The organism is Rhizobium sp. CBN3 (assembly GCF_030518245.1).
Taxonomy (GTDB): Bacteria; Pseudomonadota; Alphaproteobacteria; order Rhizobiales; family Rhizobiaceae; genus Rhizobium; species Rhizobium aethiopicum_A.
The window spans coordinates 1-16,076 of record NZ_JAULSE010000036.1 but is presented as its reverse complement, the minus strand read 5'-3'; the positions used below and the strand labels follow the sequence as shown (position 1 = coordinate 16,076).

Genomic DNA, 16,076 nt, shown 5'->3' with positions numbered 1-16,076 from the left:
ATGCGAGCTTGATTTTTTATGCCGTTGAAACCCTGTAACTGCAAGGGCAATCTAGGGAAACTCTCACATAAGAGGTTCTCATGCTAAATAGGCTTCCATCTTCGATTTCGGCCCTTCTCGAAGCCCGTGCCGACGGCCATTCGCTGCCGGCCGGCCTTTACACCAGGGAAGATGTGTTCGAAGCTGACATCGACGTCTTCTTCCACAAGCACTGGATCTGCGTCGGCCTCGACTGCGACGTTCCCGAACCCGGCGACGCCACGGTGATCGATATCGGCAAGACGAGCCTGATCCTCCTGCGCGACGACGACGGCGAAATTCGCGTCCTGCACAATGTCTGCCGCCATCGCGGCTCCCGCCTTCTCAATCCGGGCAAGACGATCGTTTCGAAGCTCGTCTGCCCCTACCACACCTGGACCTATGAGCTGACGGGCGAACTCAGCTACGCCCCTCATATGGGCAAGGATTTCGACAAGGACTGTCACGGCCTGAAGCCGGTTACCTTCAAATCGATCGGCGGGCTGATCTACGTCTGCCTCTCCGACAATCCGCCCGAGGACATTGCCGGCCTCGAACAGGCGATGGTCGAGCGTCTCGCTCCCTACGACATCCGCAACGCCAAGATCGCCCACCAGACCGACGTCGTCGAGGACGGCAACTGGAAGCTGACGATGGAAAACAATCGCGAATGCTACCATTGCTCCGCCAACCACCCGGAGCTCTGCGTCTCCTTCGTCGATCTCGACTTCGGCTTCGACCCTGAAACGCTGAGCCCGGAAGACCGTGAGCAGGCAGAGGAGCATTTCCGCCTTTACGAGGAACGCACGCAGGCATGGGAGGCCGACGGTTTCCCCTCGGCTGCCATCGAGCAGCTCACCGACTGCGCCACAAACTTCCGCACGCAGCGGCTGATCATAGCAGGCGCCGGCGAATCCCAGACCCCCGATGCCACCGCCGCATCCTCCAAGCTGCTCGGTCACATCACCCGCAAGGATCTCGGCGACACGCATCTCTGGGGTCATAACAGCTGGAACCACTTCATGGGCGACCATGCAGTCGTCGCAACCGTCATCCCGCTTTCGGCGGGCAAGACGCTGGTCCGCACCAAATGGCTGGTCCACAAAGATGCCGTCGAAGGGGTCGATTACGATCTCGACAAAATGACGGATGTCTGGGTCGCAACGACGGATCAGGACGCCGACCTCGTCGCCCGTTCCCATGCCGGCGCTCTCGATCCCGCTTATCGGCCGGGACCCTATTCCCGCTTCTCCGAGACGAACCTCGACAAGTTCGCCACCTGGTACATCGACCGGATGCGCGCCCATGGGTATTGATCTCACATCCATGCGTCTAGGTCAGAGCGCGCAGCAGGTCTGGGATCCGGAGACTGACGAGACCCTCGTCTGTCTCGACGTCCATCAGGAGACGCATGACGTGAAAAGCTTCACGTTCGCGTCTCCCGAAGGCAAGCATTTCCACTTCGATGCCGGCCAGTACTTTCTGTTCGACTTCCCCAGCGGTTCGGATGGCGAGGCGCGGTGCTACAGCATCTCGTCGTCGCCCCATCGAAGCAATGCCTTTACGGTGACGGTCAAGCGTGTTCCCGGCGGCAGGATATCGAACTGGCTCCACGACCACATGGCGCCAGGCATGACCGTCAAGGGTCAGGGACCGCTTGGTCATTTCATCCGGCCCAAGGGCGAGAAGATCAAGCTTCTGCTCCTCTCCGGAGGTTCGGGCATCACGCCTGTCATGTCGATCACACGTGATCTGGCAGACCGCTACGAAGCGTCGGACATCGTCTTCCTGCACGCGGCGAGAACGCCTGCCGATCTGATCTTTCGCCACGACCTTTCGGGGCTCGCAGCGAGGATGAAGGGACTGCGTCTCCAATTTCTTCCCGAGACGGTCGCCGGCGAATTATCATGGCCAGGGCTGACCGGCCGGATCTCGCCGGAATTCCTCAAGCTTGCCGTTCCCGACATCGCCGAACGCGTCGTCATGTGCTGCGGTCCCGCGCCGTTCATGGCGGCGGCGCGTTCGATCACGGCGGCTCTGGGCGTCCCGGCAGAAAACTATATCGAAGAGAGCTTCGACGCCGCGGTCATCGACGAGCCGGGCCTCGACGTCGAAGCACAGCCGGCGGCGAGGACTTTCCAGGTCGAATTCGCGAAACAGAACAAGACCTTGGAAGTCCCGACAGACCAGACCGTGCTTGCCGCGGCAAAGAGAGGCAGCGTCCGCCTGCCCTCCTCGTGTTCGAACGGGGTCTGCGGGACCTGCAAGTCGAAGCTTGTCTCCGGCTCGGTGGAGATGAACCATAAGGGCGGTATCCGGCAACGCGAGATCGACGCCGGCTTCTTCCTGCCCTGCTGCTCCAAGCCGCTCAGCGATCTCGTCATCGAGCGCTGAGCGTCGCTCACCCCACCCCCATTCACGGACAGGAAGGATTGCCTCGGATGCTGCGAGACGAAAGCTGTTCCACCGAGCCGTCCGGCTCGACGGTTTTCAAGGACGAGAGAAAGCAGGCCTATCTCAATCCAGAGGGAGCTGACCTGCCTTTGATCAGCCCCGTGCCGGCCGCAACGCTCGACCGGGCGCGCCGCTACCGGCTGGAGCGGCTGCGCTTGAAGATGCGTGAATGGGATTGCGGCGCCCTGTTGCTCTACGATCCCGTCAACATCCGATATGCTTTCGACTCGTCGAATATGAGCATATGGACGATGCACAATCCGTCGCGCTACGCCCTGATCCTCGCCGATGGCCCGGCGATCCTGTTCGAATTCGAAGGCGCCGAACACGTCAATGACGGGCTGCCCGGCATCGACGAGGTCCGGCCGGCGAAGTCGTGGATATTCTTCACGGCGGGAAACCTGATGGAGCCGCGCATGAAAGCCTGGGCCGACGAGATCACCGCCCTTGCCACCGGCGATGGCGGCAACAGGCGCATCGCGGTGGACCGGCTCGAGCCGGCGGGCGCTTTCGAACTCAGAGAACGCGGATTGACGCTGCTCGACGGCCAGGAACTGGCCGAACGGGCGCGGTCGATCAAGAGCGCCGAGGAAATCGAACTGATGCGGTGGACGATCCGCGTCTGCGAAGCCGGCATGGCGCGGATGTACGAGATTTCCGAGCCCGGCCGCACCGAGCGCGAGATTTGGGCCGAGCTGCACTTCGAAAATGCGCGCAGCGGCGGCGAGTGGCTTGAAACCAAGCTGCTGACCGCGGGTCCGAGAACCAATCCCTGGTATCAGGAATGTTCGGACTATGTCGTCAAGCGCGGCGAGATGATCTCCTTCGATACCGACATGATCGGCCCCTACGGCTATTGCGCGGATCTCTCGCGCTCATGGACGGCGGGCCATGTCGCCATGAACGCCAAGCAGAAGGCGCTTTACTCCGCAGCCAGGGCTCAGATCGAGCACAATCTTTCCGTCATTCGGCCGGGAATGACCTTCGGCGAATTCAACGAGCTGTCGTGGCAGATTCCTGAGAAATACCAGCCTTATCGCTACACCCTCGCCCTGCACGGAACCGGCATGGCGGATGAGTGGCCGGGAGTGCTGCTGCATCCGGATTTCGATCCCGATTTCACCGGCATCATCGAGGAAGGCATGGTGCTGAACGTCGAAAGCCTGATCGCCGAGGCCGGCTCCGAAAGCATCAAGCTGGAAAGCCAGGCCCTGGTCACAGCGACGGGCGCGGAGCGGCTGGACAGCTTTCCCTGGGAAGAGATCTGAAAGGTTGCTGCGTTCAGTGCGCTCTCAAAGCCGCGGCGCGATGCTGCGAGGGCGTCTGCCCGAATGTGCGCTTGAACGTTCTCGTGAACTGCGAGGCGTTTTCAAAGCCGACATCGAGCGCGATCTCGATCAGCGGCGCCTTCGACTGGGCGAGGATCGATTTTGCCCGTTCCATGCGGACGCGATTATAGGCCTTGGCGGGCGACATACCGGTCTTCTCGATGAAGATCCTCTCCAGCTGCCGCCTGGAGAGCCCGACCATGGCGGCAAGCTTCTCGATCGGCATGCTGCCGTCGACGAACTGCTCCATGGTAATCATCGCCGCCTTGACGCGGGCGTCGTCATAATCGTCGTAGAGCGGACGCCGGGGCTGAATGTCGGCCGGAGCGCGGGCCTTCTCGATCTGCAGCACTTCAAGCGCATTCCGTTCGGCATCGCGGCTGATGTATTTCCTGACCAGCAGCGCCGCCATATCGGCACTGCTGCTGCCGCCGGCGCAGGATCCGCGCTGGCGATCGAGATTGAAAAGCCGGTCGGAGCGAACGCTGAGTTCGGGGAACCGCTCGCGGAACTCCTTGTAATGCAGCCAGCTGACGCAGGATTCATGCCGCTTCATCAGCCCCGCCGCGGCAAGGATGAACGTACCGGTGCACACGCCGATCAGCGGCACCTTCTTGGCATCCGCCTGCTTGAGGAAGGTGATGGTCTGCTGGTCGACGGGGTTCTCCACGCTCAGAAGGCCGCCGACGACGGCGATATAGTCGAAGCGTGCGGGATCGACGAAGTCCGACGTCGGAGCGACCTGGACGCCGCAGCTCGAAGTGATCAGGTGCCGCGTGCTGCCGATCACCTGCCAGTCGGCAAGTACTCTTCCGGAACGGTCCTGCTCGTCGCTGGCAAGCCGCAGCGTATCCACGAACAGCGCGAAGGCGGACAGCGTGAACGACCGCGACAGAACGAATCCAACCTTGAGCCGGGCGGTGGGTTTCGCGGCGCCGTCTGCCTGCCGATGCTGCCCAGGTCGCATATTCATCTCATCACCGTTCCTGAACGCGCTCATCTGATCTGAAAACCGTGCGCCAGCGGATCGCGGTCGTCAACAAAAATGGTGTTGTGGCCGATGACCCGCGCCCAGCCTCCGATGCTCGGGAGGATGCCGCGATAAGGCCCGATGTTTGCCTCGGCCTCCACACGGCCCTCGAAGATGGTTCCGATCAGGCTTTCATGACGGTAGCTCGACCCGACGGTAAGCCGTCCCTTTCCATGCAGCTGCGCCACGCGCGCCGATGTGCCGGTACCGCCCGGCGAGCGATCTATCGCCTTCTCGCCGTAGAAGACCGCGCAGCGCCCGTCCGACACGTCGTTGACGGGACGATCGCACCAGATCGCGTGATGCACGCCCGATATCCTGGCATCATCGGGATGAACGGGATTGCAGACACCGGCAAGCGCATGCCTGAGCCTCTGGCTGCAGGCGACGATGTCGGATGCGCTCATGCCGTCGAGCCCGCTCCAGTTCTCCTGCGGCTCGACGACTGCATAATAGTTGCCACCATAGGAAATATCGACGCGCAGGCGGCCCATTCCGGGCACATCCACCGCGACATCGGCCTCATGGAGATAGCTCGCGACATTGTGGAGACGAACGGAATCTACATATCCATCCTTCTCCTCATAGGTGACGTCGACCCTGCCCGCCGGCGTTTCGATCGCGACCCTTCCAGGCGCGCGCGGCTTGATCAGCCCTTCCTCGATCGCGGCGGTCACGGTGCCGATGGTGCCGGCGCCGCACATCGGCAGGCAGCCGCTTACCTCGATGAACAGCACGGCGAAGTCGCAATCGGGCCGATAGGCGGGATAGATGATCGAACCCGACATGATGTCATGCCCCCTCGGCTCGAACATCAGCGCCTTGCGCACCCAGTCATGGTCGCGGACGAAAATCTCCCGGCGCTCGCTGATCGGCGCATGCGGCAGCAACGGGCCGCCGCCGGCGACGAGACGAACAGGGTTACCGCAAGTATGCGCATCAATGCAGAAGAAGCTGTTTCTCATCCTCTACCCTCCCTCCTCATCTCGCCTTCGGCATCCTGTCGCGGTCGAGCAGGCCGCGGGACAGTCGGTCGAGCAGAAGAGCGACTGCGACGATCGCCAAGCCTGCTCTGAGGCCGAGCCCCATCTCCATGCGCGTCAGACCCCGCGTCACTTCCGCGCCGAGACCGCCGGCACCGACGAGGCCGGCGAGCACCACCATCGCAAGCGACAGAAGGATGCATTGATTGAGGCCGACGAGCAGCGTCTGCTTGGCGAGCGGGATTTCGATCTTCCAGAGGATCGAGCGAGGCGGTGCGCCGATGGCGCTGCCGAGCTCGATGAATACCTTCGGCACCTGGTTGAAGGCCAGCGTCGTCAGGCGCAGCATCGGCGGAATGCCATAGACGATCGTAGCGATGATGGCCGGCACGCGCCCGAGGCTGAAGATCATCACCGCCGGAATGAGATAGACCCATGGCGGCACGGTCTGCATCACGTCGAGAACCGGGCGCACCACCGCCTCCAATGTCTTATAGCGCGAGCAAAGCACGCCCATCGGGAAGGCGATGAGAACCGAGATCATGACGGCGACGGTCACCAGCGAAAGCGTCTGCATCGACGCCGTCCACAGCCCGACAAGAAGGCAGAAGCCGAGGCAAAGGCCGGCGAGGATCGCGGCGCGCAGGCTGACGGCGAAGAATGCCAGCAGGACGACGATGGCGATCATCGCATACGGCGGCACGAAGAGGAGTGCAGCTTCGATTGCAGACAGGACCGTTTCGACCACAGTGCTGATGGCCGCAAACAGCGGATGAAGATTGGTGTTGAGCCAATCGACTGATGGAGCCAGGAAAGCGCCCGGCGAAAACTGCAGGTCCGCAGGATTCATGACTTCCTCCCTGTTCCCAGGCGGGCAGCACTCTGGGTTATCCGGTCAATCACCATGGTCAGTACCACGATTGCGATCGCGGCATTGATCGAGGTCGCGATATCGAGCGTCCTGATCGCGCCATAGATCGTCTCTCCGAGCCCGCCGGAGCCGACGATGCCGGCGATGACAACCATACCGAAAGCCATCATCAGGCTCTGGTTGATGCCCGCCATGATGCTCGGCAGTGCGAAGGGAAGGCGGATCTTGAAAAACATCTTCCCCGGCGTCATCCCGAGTGCCTCGCCGAGCTCGATGAATTCCTTGGGCGTCATGCGGATGCCGAGAGAGGTCAGGCGGATGGCCGGCGGTACGGCGACGATCACGGTGGCGATCAGCGCCGTCGCCGGCCCGTAACCGAGCAAAGCGATTGCCGGCAGCAGGTAGATGTACGGCGGCATCGTCTGAATGAGATCGAGGCCCGGCTCCATGAAGTGATCGAGAGCCGTGAAGAAGCCGGCGGCAATGCCGATCGGAATGCCGATCGCCAAGGCGATCGTAGTGGCAGTCAGGACCAGAGCCAGCGTGCTCATCGTCTCCGGCCACAGCCCCATCGAAAAACAGAGCGCCAGCGCGACGCCGCTGAGAAGCGCGAACCAGACATTGACCAGCCGCCAGCCGATCAGCGCCACGATCAGGGCGACCACATAAAACGGCGGAAGCTCCAGGAGCCAGAGGATCCCATCATAGAGACCCTCAAGAAGCTGTCTGATATAGTCGAACAGGAACTCCCCGTTATCGCTCACCCATTCGAGCGCGGAGTCCGTCCATTCGTCGAAAAGGTCGGTGAAGGCTGAACTGTCCATGTCAATCAGCTCCCTGGGTCACGCCGCCGTCAGATCGGGGGCGGAGGTTCCCTTGACACCCATCAGGAGGCTGCGCGGTGTAACCACGCCGACAACCCGATCGTTATCCACAACGGCGATGGCGTCGCGGTCCGACTGCATCGTCAAAGAGATGAGCTCGTCGATGTCGGCGTCCGGCGTCGTGCGCGCCAGCGACGCGATGTCGGAATTCGCAGCGCTCTGCTGAAATTCGGCAACGCTGCTCATGACGGAATGCGCCTTGATCAGATGCAGGCGGGATATGCCGGCGACGAACTCGGCCACATAAGCGTCGGCCGGGTTGAGGATGATTTCTTCAGCCGTGCCGGTCTGGATGATGACGCCGTCCTTCATGATGGCGATGCGGTCGCCAATGCGGATCGCCTCGTCGAGATCATGGGTAATGAAAACCGCGGACTTGCCGAGCGCTTTCGTCAGCTGGCGGAATTCATCCTGAAGCTGGCGCCGGATCAGCGGGTCGAGCGCGCTGAACGGCTCGTCCATCAGAATGATCTCGGGGTCGGAGGCAAGGGCGCGGGCCAGCCCGACGCGTTGCTGCATGCCGCCGGAAAGCTCATTGGGATAGCGGCTCACCCAGTCGGCGAGGCCGACTTTCTCGAGGGCGGCGGCGGCGGTCTTGTTTCGCTCCGCCTTCGCGATGCCCTGGACTTCGAGCCCGAAGGCCGCATTTTCCAGGACGGTGCGGTGCGGCAGCAAAGCGACGCTCTGAAACACCATGCCGATATTCTTGGCGCGCATCTGCCGGAGATCGACCGGCGACAGGCTGGCGAGATCGCGCCCCTTAACGAGAACCTTGCCCGAACTCGGCGTAATCAGCTTGTTGAGCAGGCGAATGAGCGTCGATTTTCCGCTTCCCGACAGCCCCATGATGCAGAAGATTTCGCCGCGCCGCACCTGAATGCTCGCATCGGAGACGCCGACGACGCAGTTGAATTCCTGCAGAACCTCTTTCTTGCCGAGACCGCGCTCCTTGATCGACTTCATCGCCGCAGCGGACTTGCCCCCGAAGACCTTCCAAAGGGACTGGCAGTCGATCAGGACATCCTTGGCATCGATATTGACGGTTTTCATGGCGATCCCCTTTGAGCCAATGGCGCTGGCTTCTCATTAGGTTTCAAGATGGCCGCCCGACGGTTCGGGCGGCCACGAGGTGCTCACTTCTTCTTGATGTTTTCCCAACGCTTGATCAGGTCGGCATGGGTGCCGATCCAATCCTGCACTGCCTGGTCCATGGTCTTGCCATCCTTGACCTCGCCGTTAATGGCGGTGATGTCGGCGATCGGCACGTAGACGCTGGCCATGACCTCGCGGGCATGCGGGTATTCTTCGGAGAAGCCCTTATGGCCGATCCAGTAGTAGCTCTGCGGCGGCGGGAAGACGCCCTTCGGATCCTTGAGGTACTTGACCTCGTACTTCTGAACCATCCAGGACGGCTCCCAGATGGTGACCGCAATCCACTCCTGGCGATCGTAGGCGGACTTCAGCGCCGCCGTCATCGCGGCCGTGCTGCCTTCGACGAGCTGGAGCTTGAGGCCGTAATCCTTGACCGCATTCGCCGTATCGCGCATCAGGCCGGCGCCCGGTTCGATGCCGATGATCTTGCCGCCGAACTTGTCGGCGTTTTCATTGAGCTGTTCGAGCGAGTCGATCGGAACATATTTCGGAACAGCGACGCCCTGATAGAGGCCGTGCGACACCGGCGAAATCTTTTCGAGACGGTTCTTGTTCTTGTCCCAATAGTCCTGGGCCACGTAGTCGGTCTGCGAGGTCAGAGCCTGGATATCGCCCTTGGCGAGAGCGGCATAGGCGATGCCCCATTCGGAGAACTCGGTCACCTTCACGGTGTAGCCGGCGTCTTCGAGAACCTTCTTGGTGATGCCGGTGATGGGCGTCAGGTCTTCCCACGCCATCGTGCCCAAATTAATCGTCTTCTCTTCCGCACGGGCGGGCAGAATACTCATCCCGATCACCGCAGCGGCGCAGAGCGCCTTCCACAAAGTCTTCATTGTTGTTACTCCTGGTTTTCGTTCCCATTCTCATTGAAGCCTGCGGACGGCAGTCTTCATATTGCGCCGACCGAGGGATCATCCCTCGCGGCCGGCTCGCAATTCCTGAAAGCGGATGACCGAGTTGATGCCGAGCCATGCGATGGGCTCGGGCGGCAATTTCGTCGGTTCCGGCTGGTTCTTGTATGTGTCGAGCTCGGGGCTTGCGGCTCCCGTCGCAAGATCTGCGGCCATCATGCCGGCAAAGGTGCTCTTGACGGTGCCGAGACCGTTTTCGCAGCAAGCGGAAAAGAGCCCTTCCTCGACTTCACCGAACGCCGGCACATGGTTTCGGCTGAGGCAGAGTGCACCCGCCCAGCTGTACTCCATCGGAAGGCGCTCCAGCCCGGGGAACCGGACATCGAACGAGCGGCGCTGTTCGGCCGCAATGCCGGCGACCCGCTTCTCCGATACTTTGAGGCTCGGGTCGTAGGTGAACCTGGTCCTGACGACGATTCGCGAAAGCCCGTTCTTGGTGATCTTGCGCACCGTTGCGCCCATCGGATCGGCCGGCAGCAGCGCCCATCGATCGACGCCGGTGACATCGCCGCCGAATTCGTTCTGGGAAAAGGCCGATGTCATCGACGCATAGGTGAAGATGTGCATCAGCCGGCCCCGGAAGTGGCCGAAGCTCTGAATATGGCCGTTTACACCCAGAATGACCTTGGGCGCAGAAACGGAACCACGCGCGGTCTTTGCCCGCCAGGTTCGGCCGTCGCGCGCAAGCTCCAGAACCGGCGAATGCTCGTGAATCGTGACTTTCGAGAAAAGCCCGCGTGCCAGGCCGCGAATATAATCGGCTGGCTGGATCATCACGGCACCGGGCGTATAGAGCCCGCCGAGATAGTAACGCGAGCCTGTCATCTCCCGCATCTGATCGGCGTCGAGAACGCGATGTTCCTCGCCGATCTTTTCGAGCGACTTCCGGTAGTTGTCGTTGAGCCCCAGCCCCCGCTCGGAAGCCGCGGCATTCACCTTGCCCGCCGGATCGAAGGTCTCTGCGGACAGGCCGTATTCGGCTGCGGCGTCGGCGGCAAAGGAGATCGCCAGACGGTTCTGGCGAATCTCGTCCTTCGTCGCTGCTTCGTCGGCGACCGAATACTCGCCCGACGACAGATTATGCGGCACGTCGATCATGAAGCCGGAATTCCTTCCGGCCGGACCCTTGGCGAGTTCGCGGGCCTCCAGGATGACGATTTTGTCCTGGGGCCGCGACTGCGAGAGGCGGCGCGCCGCCGACAGACCGGCAAATCCGCCGCCGATGATCAGCCAGTCGGCGGTAATGTCGTGCTCAAGCGCCGTTACGGGAAAGGCGCGTTCGCTGGTCGCCTCCCATCCCGAAACGCCGGTATCGATCGGCAGGTGCTTGATCACATGGCGGGTCATCGGATCGTCTCGTCGACCGACCGTTCGGATATGTCGATCCAGATGGTCTTGAGCTCGCAATAATTGTCGTGGGCGAAGACCGACTTGTCGCGACCGCCGAAACCGGACTCCTTGTAGCCGCCGAAGGGGGTCGAGGCATCGCCCTCACCGAAGCAATTGACGGTGACGAGGCCGGCGCGAATGTCGCGGGAGAGCCGGATCGCGTTGCGCAGACTGCCGGTATAGATCGACGCGGTCAGGCCGTAATTGGTGTCATTGGCAAGTGCGGTGGCCTCGGCCAGGTTTTCGAAGGTGGTGACCGAAAGGATGGGGCCAAAAATTTCCTCCTGGAACAGCCGGCTCTTCGGCGTGACGCCATCGACCACCGTCGGCTCGATGAAGACCCCTTCATAAGTCTCACCGCCATGGGCGAGCGAGAGTTTTTCGCTCTTCACGTCATCGAGGAAGGATTTCACCTTCTCGAAATGGGTCTTGCTGACGAGTGCACCGATACGGTTTTCCGGGTTCAGCGGATCGCCCGTCTTCCATTCGCGCATATAGGCGCCGATACGCTGCAGCAGTTCGTCCTTAATGCTGGCATGGACGATCAGGCGCGACGTGGCCGAGCAGTTCTCGCCCATGTTCCAGAAGGCGCCGTTGACCACCTGCTCGGCGACAAGATCGAGGTCTTCGGCATCCGCCAGCACTACCGCCGGGTTCTTGCCGCCGCATTCGAGCACGACCTTCTTGAGGTTCGAGTCCGCGGCGTAACGCAGGAAGCGGCGGCCGGTCGGCGTCGATCCGGTGAAGGCCACCATATCGACGTCCATGTGCAGGCCGATCGGTTCGCCCACCTCCCGGCCGGAGCCGGTCACGACATTGAACACACCCGCCGGAATACCTGCCTCATGTGCAAGCTCGGCAACGCGCAGCGTCGTGAGCGTCGTTTCCTGCGCCGGCTTGACGATGACCGAGCAGCCGGCGGCGAGCGCCGGACCGATCTTCCAGGCCAGCATCAGCAGCGGGAAGTTCCACGGCAATACGCAGCCGACCACGCCGATCGGCTCGCGCACCACCATGGCCAACGCATTGGCGCCGACATTGTTGGTATTGTCATAGAGCTTATCGATGAGCTCGGCGTGCCAGCGGATCGTATGAATGGTATCGGGAACGTCGACCGTCTGGCATTCGCGCACCGGCTTGCCACTGTCCAGGCTTTCCAGAACGGCGAGTTCATGCCTGTTCTGCTCCATGAGCTTGGCGAGCTTCAGCAGCACTTCCTTGCGCTCGCCCGGGGAGAGATGCCGCCAGCGCCCGTCGTCAAACGCTTGCTTCGCCTTTTCGACGGCGAAGTCGACGTCGCTGGAATCACAGGCTGCGATTTCGGCAAGGACCTCACCCGTCGCCGGGTTGGTGGAGGTGAAGGCCTTGCCGGAATTTGCCGGACGGAATGCGCCGTCGATGAAGGCATTCGTCGGAAGTTGAAGACCGGCGGCGATCGCCTTGTATTCGGCTGCGGTCAAGGGTTCATGCATGGTTGGCTCCCGACGTGATCTGGCCGACCGTGCGCTTCAACGTGGAAACGACGGTCTGAAGGGTTCTTTTCTCTTCGGAGTTCAGTCCGCGCAGCGGCGCGCGTACCGGGCCGGCCTTCAGGCCGATGATCTCGCAGCCGTGCTTGATCGACTGGACGAACTTGCCGCATTCGAGGAAATCCATCAGCGGCAGCATCGCGCTCATGATCGCCCGGCCCTTGTCGAAGTTCTTCTCGACGACGCAGGCCTCATAGAGGGCGACATGCTCGCGCGGCAGGAAATTGGAGCCGGCGCAGACCCAGCTCTTCGCACCCCATGCGAAGAATTCGAGCGCCTGGTCGTCCCAGCCGCAGGAGAGCGAGATGTGCGAGAACTTCCGGGCGAGCAGGTGAAGATTGCCCATGTCGCCGGAGCTTTCCTTGATGGCAACGACGTTCTTCGACTTGCCGACGCGGGAAAAATACTCCTCGCCCATCACCACGCCCATACGGGCGGGATAATTGTAAAGCATGATCGGCAGGTTGGCGGCGCGATCGACGGTCAGCGCATGCACCGCGTTCTCGCGTTCGGTCGGCAATGCATATGGCGGCGACGACACCAGGATCGCATCAGCGCCGATTTCCTTTGCCGATTTGGCGTATTCGACCGAATCCTCGGTCCGCGTGGCGCCGGTGCCGATGATGAGCGGCAGCCGCGTCCCGATCACCTCCTTCGCATAGGCCGCGAGTTCGTAACGTTCCTGGCTGCTCTGAGCGTAGTATTCGCCCGTCGAGCCGCCGACGATGATGCCGTGAACGCCCGCCTCGATCAGGGACTCGAGCACGGCGGCAAACCCGGCCCGGTCGATCTGCCCGTTCTTATCGAACGGCGTCACCGCCGGCGTATAGATCCCCTCAAATTTCACGATGACTTCTCCAATAATTGCGTGGCCGGACCGCCGAGATGGGCATCCGCCTTGAGGCCTTGCGGGGCGATGAACATCTCCATGTTCTCGCGAGACAGTTCCCAGTGTTCGAAAACGAGGTCGACGACGGCGCTCTCGTCGTGAGCACCGAGAGCCTCGATGAAGCCGTCATGATGGTCGACGGCAATTTGCAGCCGCCGCCGCATGTCATCGTTTCTTGGGCGGAAGAAGGTGTGGCCGATGCGTGCGTGGTCGATGAGCAGCCGGCCGAGGCTCGGCTGCAGATAGTCGTTGCCCGACATCTCACCGAAGATTTCATGAAAGCGATTGTTCTCCAGAACCATCGCCAGCGGGTCCTTGGTCTCGCTGGCGGCCCGGAACCGTTCCTGGGTCTGCCTCAGGTCGACAAGCTGCGCGGGCTTGAAGTTCTGCACGGCGAGGCGGCCGATCGCCGCATAGATCATTGGCGCGACAAGGAAGAAATTGCGCAGCGTCGAGTGGTTCATGGGAATGACCCGCGCACCCCTGTTCTCGCGGATGTCGATATAGCCCTCGCCGGCAAGGCGCCGGAATATGTCCCGCACCGGGGTGCGCGACAGCCCGTACTTCTCGCTCAGACTGGCCTCGTCCAGATCGGCATCCGGATCCAGCTCCATCGTCAGAATCTGGCGTTTCAGGTCTTCGTAGAGATTGCTCTTCGGTGTCTTCGCCATCGTCGATCTCCGGCCGTTTGTTGCTCTACGCTGGGACGATGACACGCCGCCCGGTCGGAGTCAACAATTGTGTACTCTATGTACACATTAAAAATTTGTTGATTACACAATCGACGGGGCGTTTGAGAGCCACGGTAGGAAGACCCTTTTCACCGATGGACGCTTGATGCCGCTGCTAATTTTGGAAGTGACGGGCACGACAAAAAGCTCCGCCGGAGGCAGCCTCCGCGGAGTTCGTCTCATGCATTCTCGTGGTAGGTCGGTGGGCTTGGCTCCGGCCGAGATCGATCATCGGGCTTCAAGAGCCGCAAGCGCCGGCCATCGCTGGAGGTTCCGACATGCGGATGGCGGCGGCATCCGGGGAGCGCCTGTTCGGCGCCCCCCGAAAAATTACGCGGCTAGGGCGCCGCTCTTCTTGGCGGTCCAGGTGGCGATATAGTCCATCAGGCCGGGCGAGAGGCAATCATAGGGCTCGAGGCCCGATGCTTTCAACTGCGCCCTGACGGCGTCCATCTTCGAGGGATCGAAGCCGCTTTCGATGATCGACGATACGAAGGCCGCAAAAGTCGGCTTTGCCCAGCCGCCCTCCTGGAAGCGCTCCGGATGGACGAAGGACAATCCCTGGAAAGGATGTTCGCGCTCGACCGGCCCGTACATATGCACCCCGCACTCCTTGCAGGCATGCCGCTGAATCAAGGCGGCTGAATCGACGACAGCGAGCTTGTCGCCGTTTTCCAGCACCTCGACGCTTTCGGTCGGCGCTACGGCCACAACCGAGAAGACGGCGCCTTTCGGCTTCCAGCACTTGGTGCAGCCGCAGACGTGGTTGTGCGCGATGTCACCTTTGATCCTCACTTTGACCGGATTGCTCGTGCAGTTGCAGACAAGCGTTCCGCCTGCGAAAGCAGCGTCAGTCGCTCGAAAGCCTGAATCCACTGCCGGATGTATGGCTATGCTGGTCATTGCTTCTCTCCTCCCTGGCCGTTTGCGAAATGCCCGGCCGAGCTCTGCAACTAGTTTGTCAGCTTCTGCGCATGCCAGCGCAGATGGTCTTCCATGAATGTCGAAATGAAGAAGTAGGAATGGCCGTAGCCTTCCTGCATGCGAAGCTTGAGGTTGATATCAGCCGCCTCGCAGGCTTGTCTCAGCTCGTCGGGGCGCAATCCGTCTTCGAGGAAGCTATCCACCGTTCCCTGGTCGACGAGCAGTTCGGGGAAGCGATGCCCGTCCTCGATCAGCGAGCAGGCGTCATAGGCCCGCCAGGTCGCCTCATCGGCGCCGAGATATTTCCGGAAGGCCGGCTTCGACCAGCCGGAGACCGAGGGATGGCTGATCGGCGCAAAGGCCGAGCAGCTGCGGAAGCGGTCCGGGTTTTTGAGCGCGATCGTGATCGCGCCGTGTCCGCCCATCGAGTGACCGAAGATCCCCTGACGGTCCATGTCGACCGGGAATTCCGCAGCAAGGAGCCGCGGCAGCTCGTCGACGATATAGCTGTACATGCGATAATTCGCCGAATAGGGCGGCTCGGTGGCGTCCACGTAAAAGCCCGCTCCCTTGCCGAACTGCCAGTTGTCGGCCTCATCGGGAACGTGGTCACCGCGGGGGCTGGTATCCGGGCAGACGATGACGAGACCGAGTTCGGCGGCAAGCCGCCGATACTCGCCCTTGTCCATGACGTTAGCATGCGTGCATGTCAGGCCGGACAGATACCACAGAACCGGCAGCTTGCCCGCGGCGGCCTGCGGCGGCACGAATACCGCGAAGGTCATGTCGCAATCGCAGGCCTCGGAGCGTTTCACGTAGACGCCCTGAGTGCCGCCGTAAGACTTATCGGTCGCGATCATTTTCATTCTTAGTAGACCACCACGCCGCGGATGCTTTCGCCCTTGTGCATCAGGTCGAAGCCCTTGTTGATGTCTTCGAGCGGCATGGTGTGGGTGATCATCGGATCGATCTGGATCTTGCCC

Annotated in this window: 15 protein-coding genes and 1 pseudogene; 3 read left to right on the top strand and 13 right to left on the bottom strand. The window is 61.6% G+C overall.

Features of this window, described 5'->3' with window-relative positions:
* The first annotated feature begins 80 nt into the window (after window positions 1–80).
* The 3 genes from QWJ46_RS28900 to QWJ46_RS28890 are packed head-to-tail and all read left to right on the top strand — an operon-like array spanning window position 81 to window position 3,740.
* The gene (locus tag QWJ46_RS28900) at window positions 81–1,334 is read left to right on the top strand and encodes an aromatic ring-hydroxylating dioxygenase subunit alpha (RefSeq protein ID WP_302755758.1); all 1,254 of its coding nucleotides are present in this window, start codon (window positions 81–83) and stop codon (window positions 1,332–1,334) included.
* Window positions 1,335–1,344: 10 nt separating this feature from the next.
* Window positions 1,345–2,412: a hybrid-cluster NAD(P)-dependent oxidoreductase gene (locus QWJ46_RS28895; RefSeq protein WP_184460362.1), complete on the top strand. Its 1,068-nt coding sequence runs from the start codon at window positions 1,345–1,347 to the stop codon at window positions 2,410–2,412.
* A gap of 47 nt (window positions 2,413–2,459) precedes the next feature.
* Entirely contained in the window at window positions 2,460–3,740 is a 1,281-nt protein-coding gene (locus tag QWJ46_RS28890; protein ID WP_302755756.1) for a Xaa-Pro peptidase family protein, read from the top strand.
* 13 nt (window positions 3,741–3,753) lie between these two features.
* On the opposite strand, the gene QWJ46_RS28885 is transcribed toward QWJ46_RS28890, so the two are convergent.
* From QWJ46_RS28885 to QWJ46_RS28825, 13 genes and pseudogenes are all read right to left on the bottom strand, one after another.
* Window positions 3,754–4,767 carry a GlxA family transcriptional regulator gene (locus QWJ46_RS28885; RefSeq protein WP_184460361.1) on the bottom strand — a complete coding sequence of 338 codons (1,014 nt, stop codon included), beginning with the start codon at window positions 4,765–4,767 and terminating at the stop codon, window positions 3,754–3,756.
* A gap of 29 nt (window positions 4,768–4,796) precedes the next feature.
* On the bottom strand, window positions 4,797–5,795 hold the full coding sequence (locus QWJ46_RS28880; protein WP_302755754.1) for a 4-hydroxyproline epimerase: 999 nt from the start codon (window positions 5,793–5,795) through the stop codon (window positions 4,797–4,799).
* A 16-nt stretch (window positions 5,796–5,811) separates the two neighbouring features.
* Window positions 5,812–6,663 carry a proline/glycine betaine ABC transporter permease gene (locus QWJ46_RS28875; RefSeq protein ID WP_302755752.1) on the bottom strand — a complete coding sequence of 284 codons (852 nt, stop codon included), beginning with the start codon at window positions 6,661–6,663 and terminating at the stop codon, window positions 5,812–5,814.
* Window positions 6,660–7,508 carry a proline/glycine betaine ABC transporter permease gene (locus tag QWJ46_RS28870; protein ID WP_302755750.1) on the bottom strand — a complete coding sequence of 283 codons (849 nt, stop codon included), beginning with the start codon at window positions 7,506–7,508 and terminating at the stop codon, window positions 6,660–6,662. Before QWJ46_RS28870 ends, QWJ46_RS28875 begins: the two co-directional genes overlap by 4 nt.
* An 18-nt stretch (window positions 7,509–7,526) precedes the next feature.
* Window positions 7,527–8,618, bottom strand: a complete 1,092-nt coding sequence (locus tag QWJ46_RS28865) for a glycine betaine/L-proline ABC transporter ATP-binding protein (protein ID WP_302755748.1) — start codon at window positions 8,616–8,618, stop codon at window positions 7,527–7,529.
* A gap of 83 nt (window positions 8,619–8,701) precedes the next feature.
* Entirely contained in the window at window positions 8,702–9,553 is an 852-nt protein-coding gene (locus QWJ46_RS28860) for a glycine betaine ABC transporter substrate-binding protein (RefSeq protein WP_302755746.1), read from the bottom strand.
* 78 nt (window positions 9,554–9,631) lie between these two features.
* The gene (locus QWJ46_RS28855) at window positions 9,632–10,978 is read right to left on the bottom strand and encodes an FAD-binding oxidoreductase (RefSeq protein ID WP_302755744.1); all 1,347 of its coding nucleotides are present in this window, start codon (window positions 10,976–10,978) and stop codon (window positions 9,632–9,634) included.
* On the bottom strand, window positions 10,975–12,492 hold the full coding sequence (locus tag QWJ46_RS28850) for an aldehyde dehydrogenase (protein WP_302755741.1): 1,518 nt from the start codon (window positions 12,490–12,492) through the stop codon (window positions 10,975–10,977). The genes QWJ46_RS28855 and QWJ46_RS28850 overlap by 4 nt, the downstream gene beginning before the upstream one ends.
* A complete protein-coding gene (locus QWJ46_RS28845; protein WP_302755739.1) occupies window positions 12,485–13,396 on the bottom strand; it encodes a dihydrodipicolinate synthase family protein in 912 nt (303 codons plus the stop codon). Before QWJ46_RS28845 ends, QWJ46_RS28850 begins: the two co-directional genes overlap by 8 nt.
* A complete protein-coding gene (locus tag QWJ46_RS28840; RefSeq protein ID WP_302755737.1) occupies window positions 13,393–14,109 on the bottom strand; it encodes a GntR family transcriptional regulator in 717 nt (238 codons plus the stop codon). The genes QWJ46_RS28845 and QWJ46_RS28840 overlap by 4 nt, the downstream gene beginning before the upstream one ends.
* Before the next feature lie 390 nt (window positions 14,110–14,499).
* Window positions 14,500–15,072: an S-(hydroxymethyl)glutathione synthase gene (gene gfa, locus QWJ46_RS28835; RefSeq protein ID WP_302755734.1), complete on the bottom strand. Its 573-nt coding sequence runs from the start codon at window positions 15,070–15,072 to the stop codon at window positions 14,500–14,502.
* 50 nt (window positions 15,073–15,122) lie between these two features.
* Entirely contained in the window at window positions 15,123–15,959 is an 837-nt protein-coding gene (fghA, locus tag QWJ46_RS28830; protein ID WP_302755731.1) for an S-formylglutathione hydrolase, read from the bottom strand.
* A gap of 2 nt (window positions 15,960–15,961) precedes the next feature.
* Window positions 15,962–16,076 (bottom strand): annotated as a pseudogene (locus QWJ46_RS28825) (S-(hydroxymethyl)glutathione dehydrogenase); the annotation flags it as partial.

Excerpts from the sequence above, each read along its gene's own strand:
- QWJ46_RS28880 (WP_302755754.1), bottom strand. The coding sequence starts at position 5,795 with ATGAGAAACAGCTTCTTCTGCATTGATGCGCATACTTGCGGTAACCCT.
- gfa (WP_302755734.1), bottom strand. The coding sequence starts at position 15,072 with ATGACCAGCATAGCCATACATCCGGCAGTGGATTCAGGCTTTCGAGCG.
- QWJ46_RS28890 (WP_302755756.1), top strand. The coding sequence starts at position 2,460 with ATGCTGCGAGACGAAAGCTGTTCCACCGAGCCGTCCGGCTCGACGGTT.
- QWJ46_RS28855 (WP_302755744.1), bottom strand. The coding sequence starts at position 10,978 with ATGACCCGCCATGTGATCAAGCACCTGCCGATCGATACCGGCGTTTCG.
- QWJ46_RS28865 (WP_302755748.1), bottom strand. The coding sequence starts at position 8,618 with ATGAAAACCGTCAATATCGATGCCAAGGATGTCCTGATCGACTGCCAG.
- QWJ46_RS28850 (WP_302755741.1), bottom strand. The coding sequence starts at position 12,492 with ATGCATGAACCCTTGACCGCAGCCGAATACAAGGCGATCGCCGCCGGT.
- QWJ46_RS28900 (WP_302755758.1), top strand. The coding sequence starts at position 81 with ATGCTAAATAGGCTTCCATCTTCGATTTCGGCCCTTCTCGAAGCCCGT.
- QWJ46_RS28875 (WP_302755752.1), bottom strand. The coding sequence starts at position 6,663 with ATGAATCCTGCGGACCTGCAGTTTTCGCCGGGCGCTTTCCTGGCTCCA.
- QWJ46_RS28840 (WP_302755737.1), bottom strand. The coding sequence starts at position 14,109 with ATGGCGAAGACACCGAAGAGCAATCTCTACGAAGACCTGAAACGCCAG.
- QWJ46_RS28860 (WP_302755746.1), bottom strand. The coding sequence starts at position 9,553 with ATGAAGACTTTGTGGAAGGCGCTCTGCGCCGCTGCGGTGATCGGGATG.
- QWJ46_RS28870 (WP_302755750.1), bottom strand. The coding sequence starts at position 7,508 with ATGGACAGTTCAGCCTTCACCGACCTTTTCGACGAATGGACGGACTCC.
- QWJ46_RS28885 (WP_184460361.1), bottom strand. The coding sequence starts at position 4,767 with ATGCGACCTGGGCAGCATCGGCAGGCAGACGGCGCCGCGAAACCCACC.
- fghA (WP_302755731.1), bottom strand. The coding sequence starts at position 15,959 with ATGAAAATGATCGCGACCGATAAGTCTTACGGCGGCACTCAGGGCGTC.
- QWJ46_RS28895 (WP_184460362.1), top strand. The coding sequence starts at position 1,345 with ATGCGTCTAGGTCAGAGCGCGCAGCAGGTCTGGGATCCGGAGACTGAC.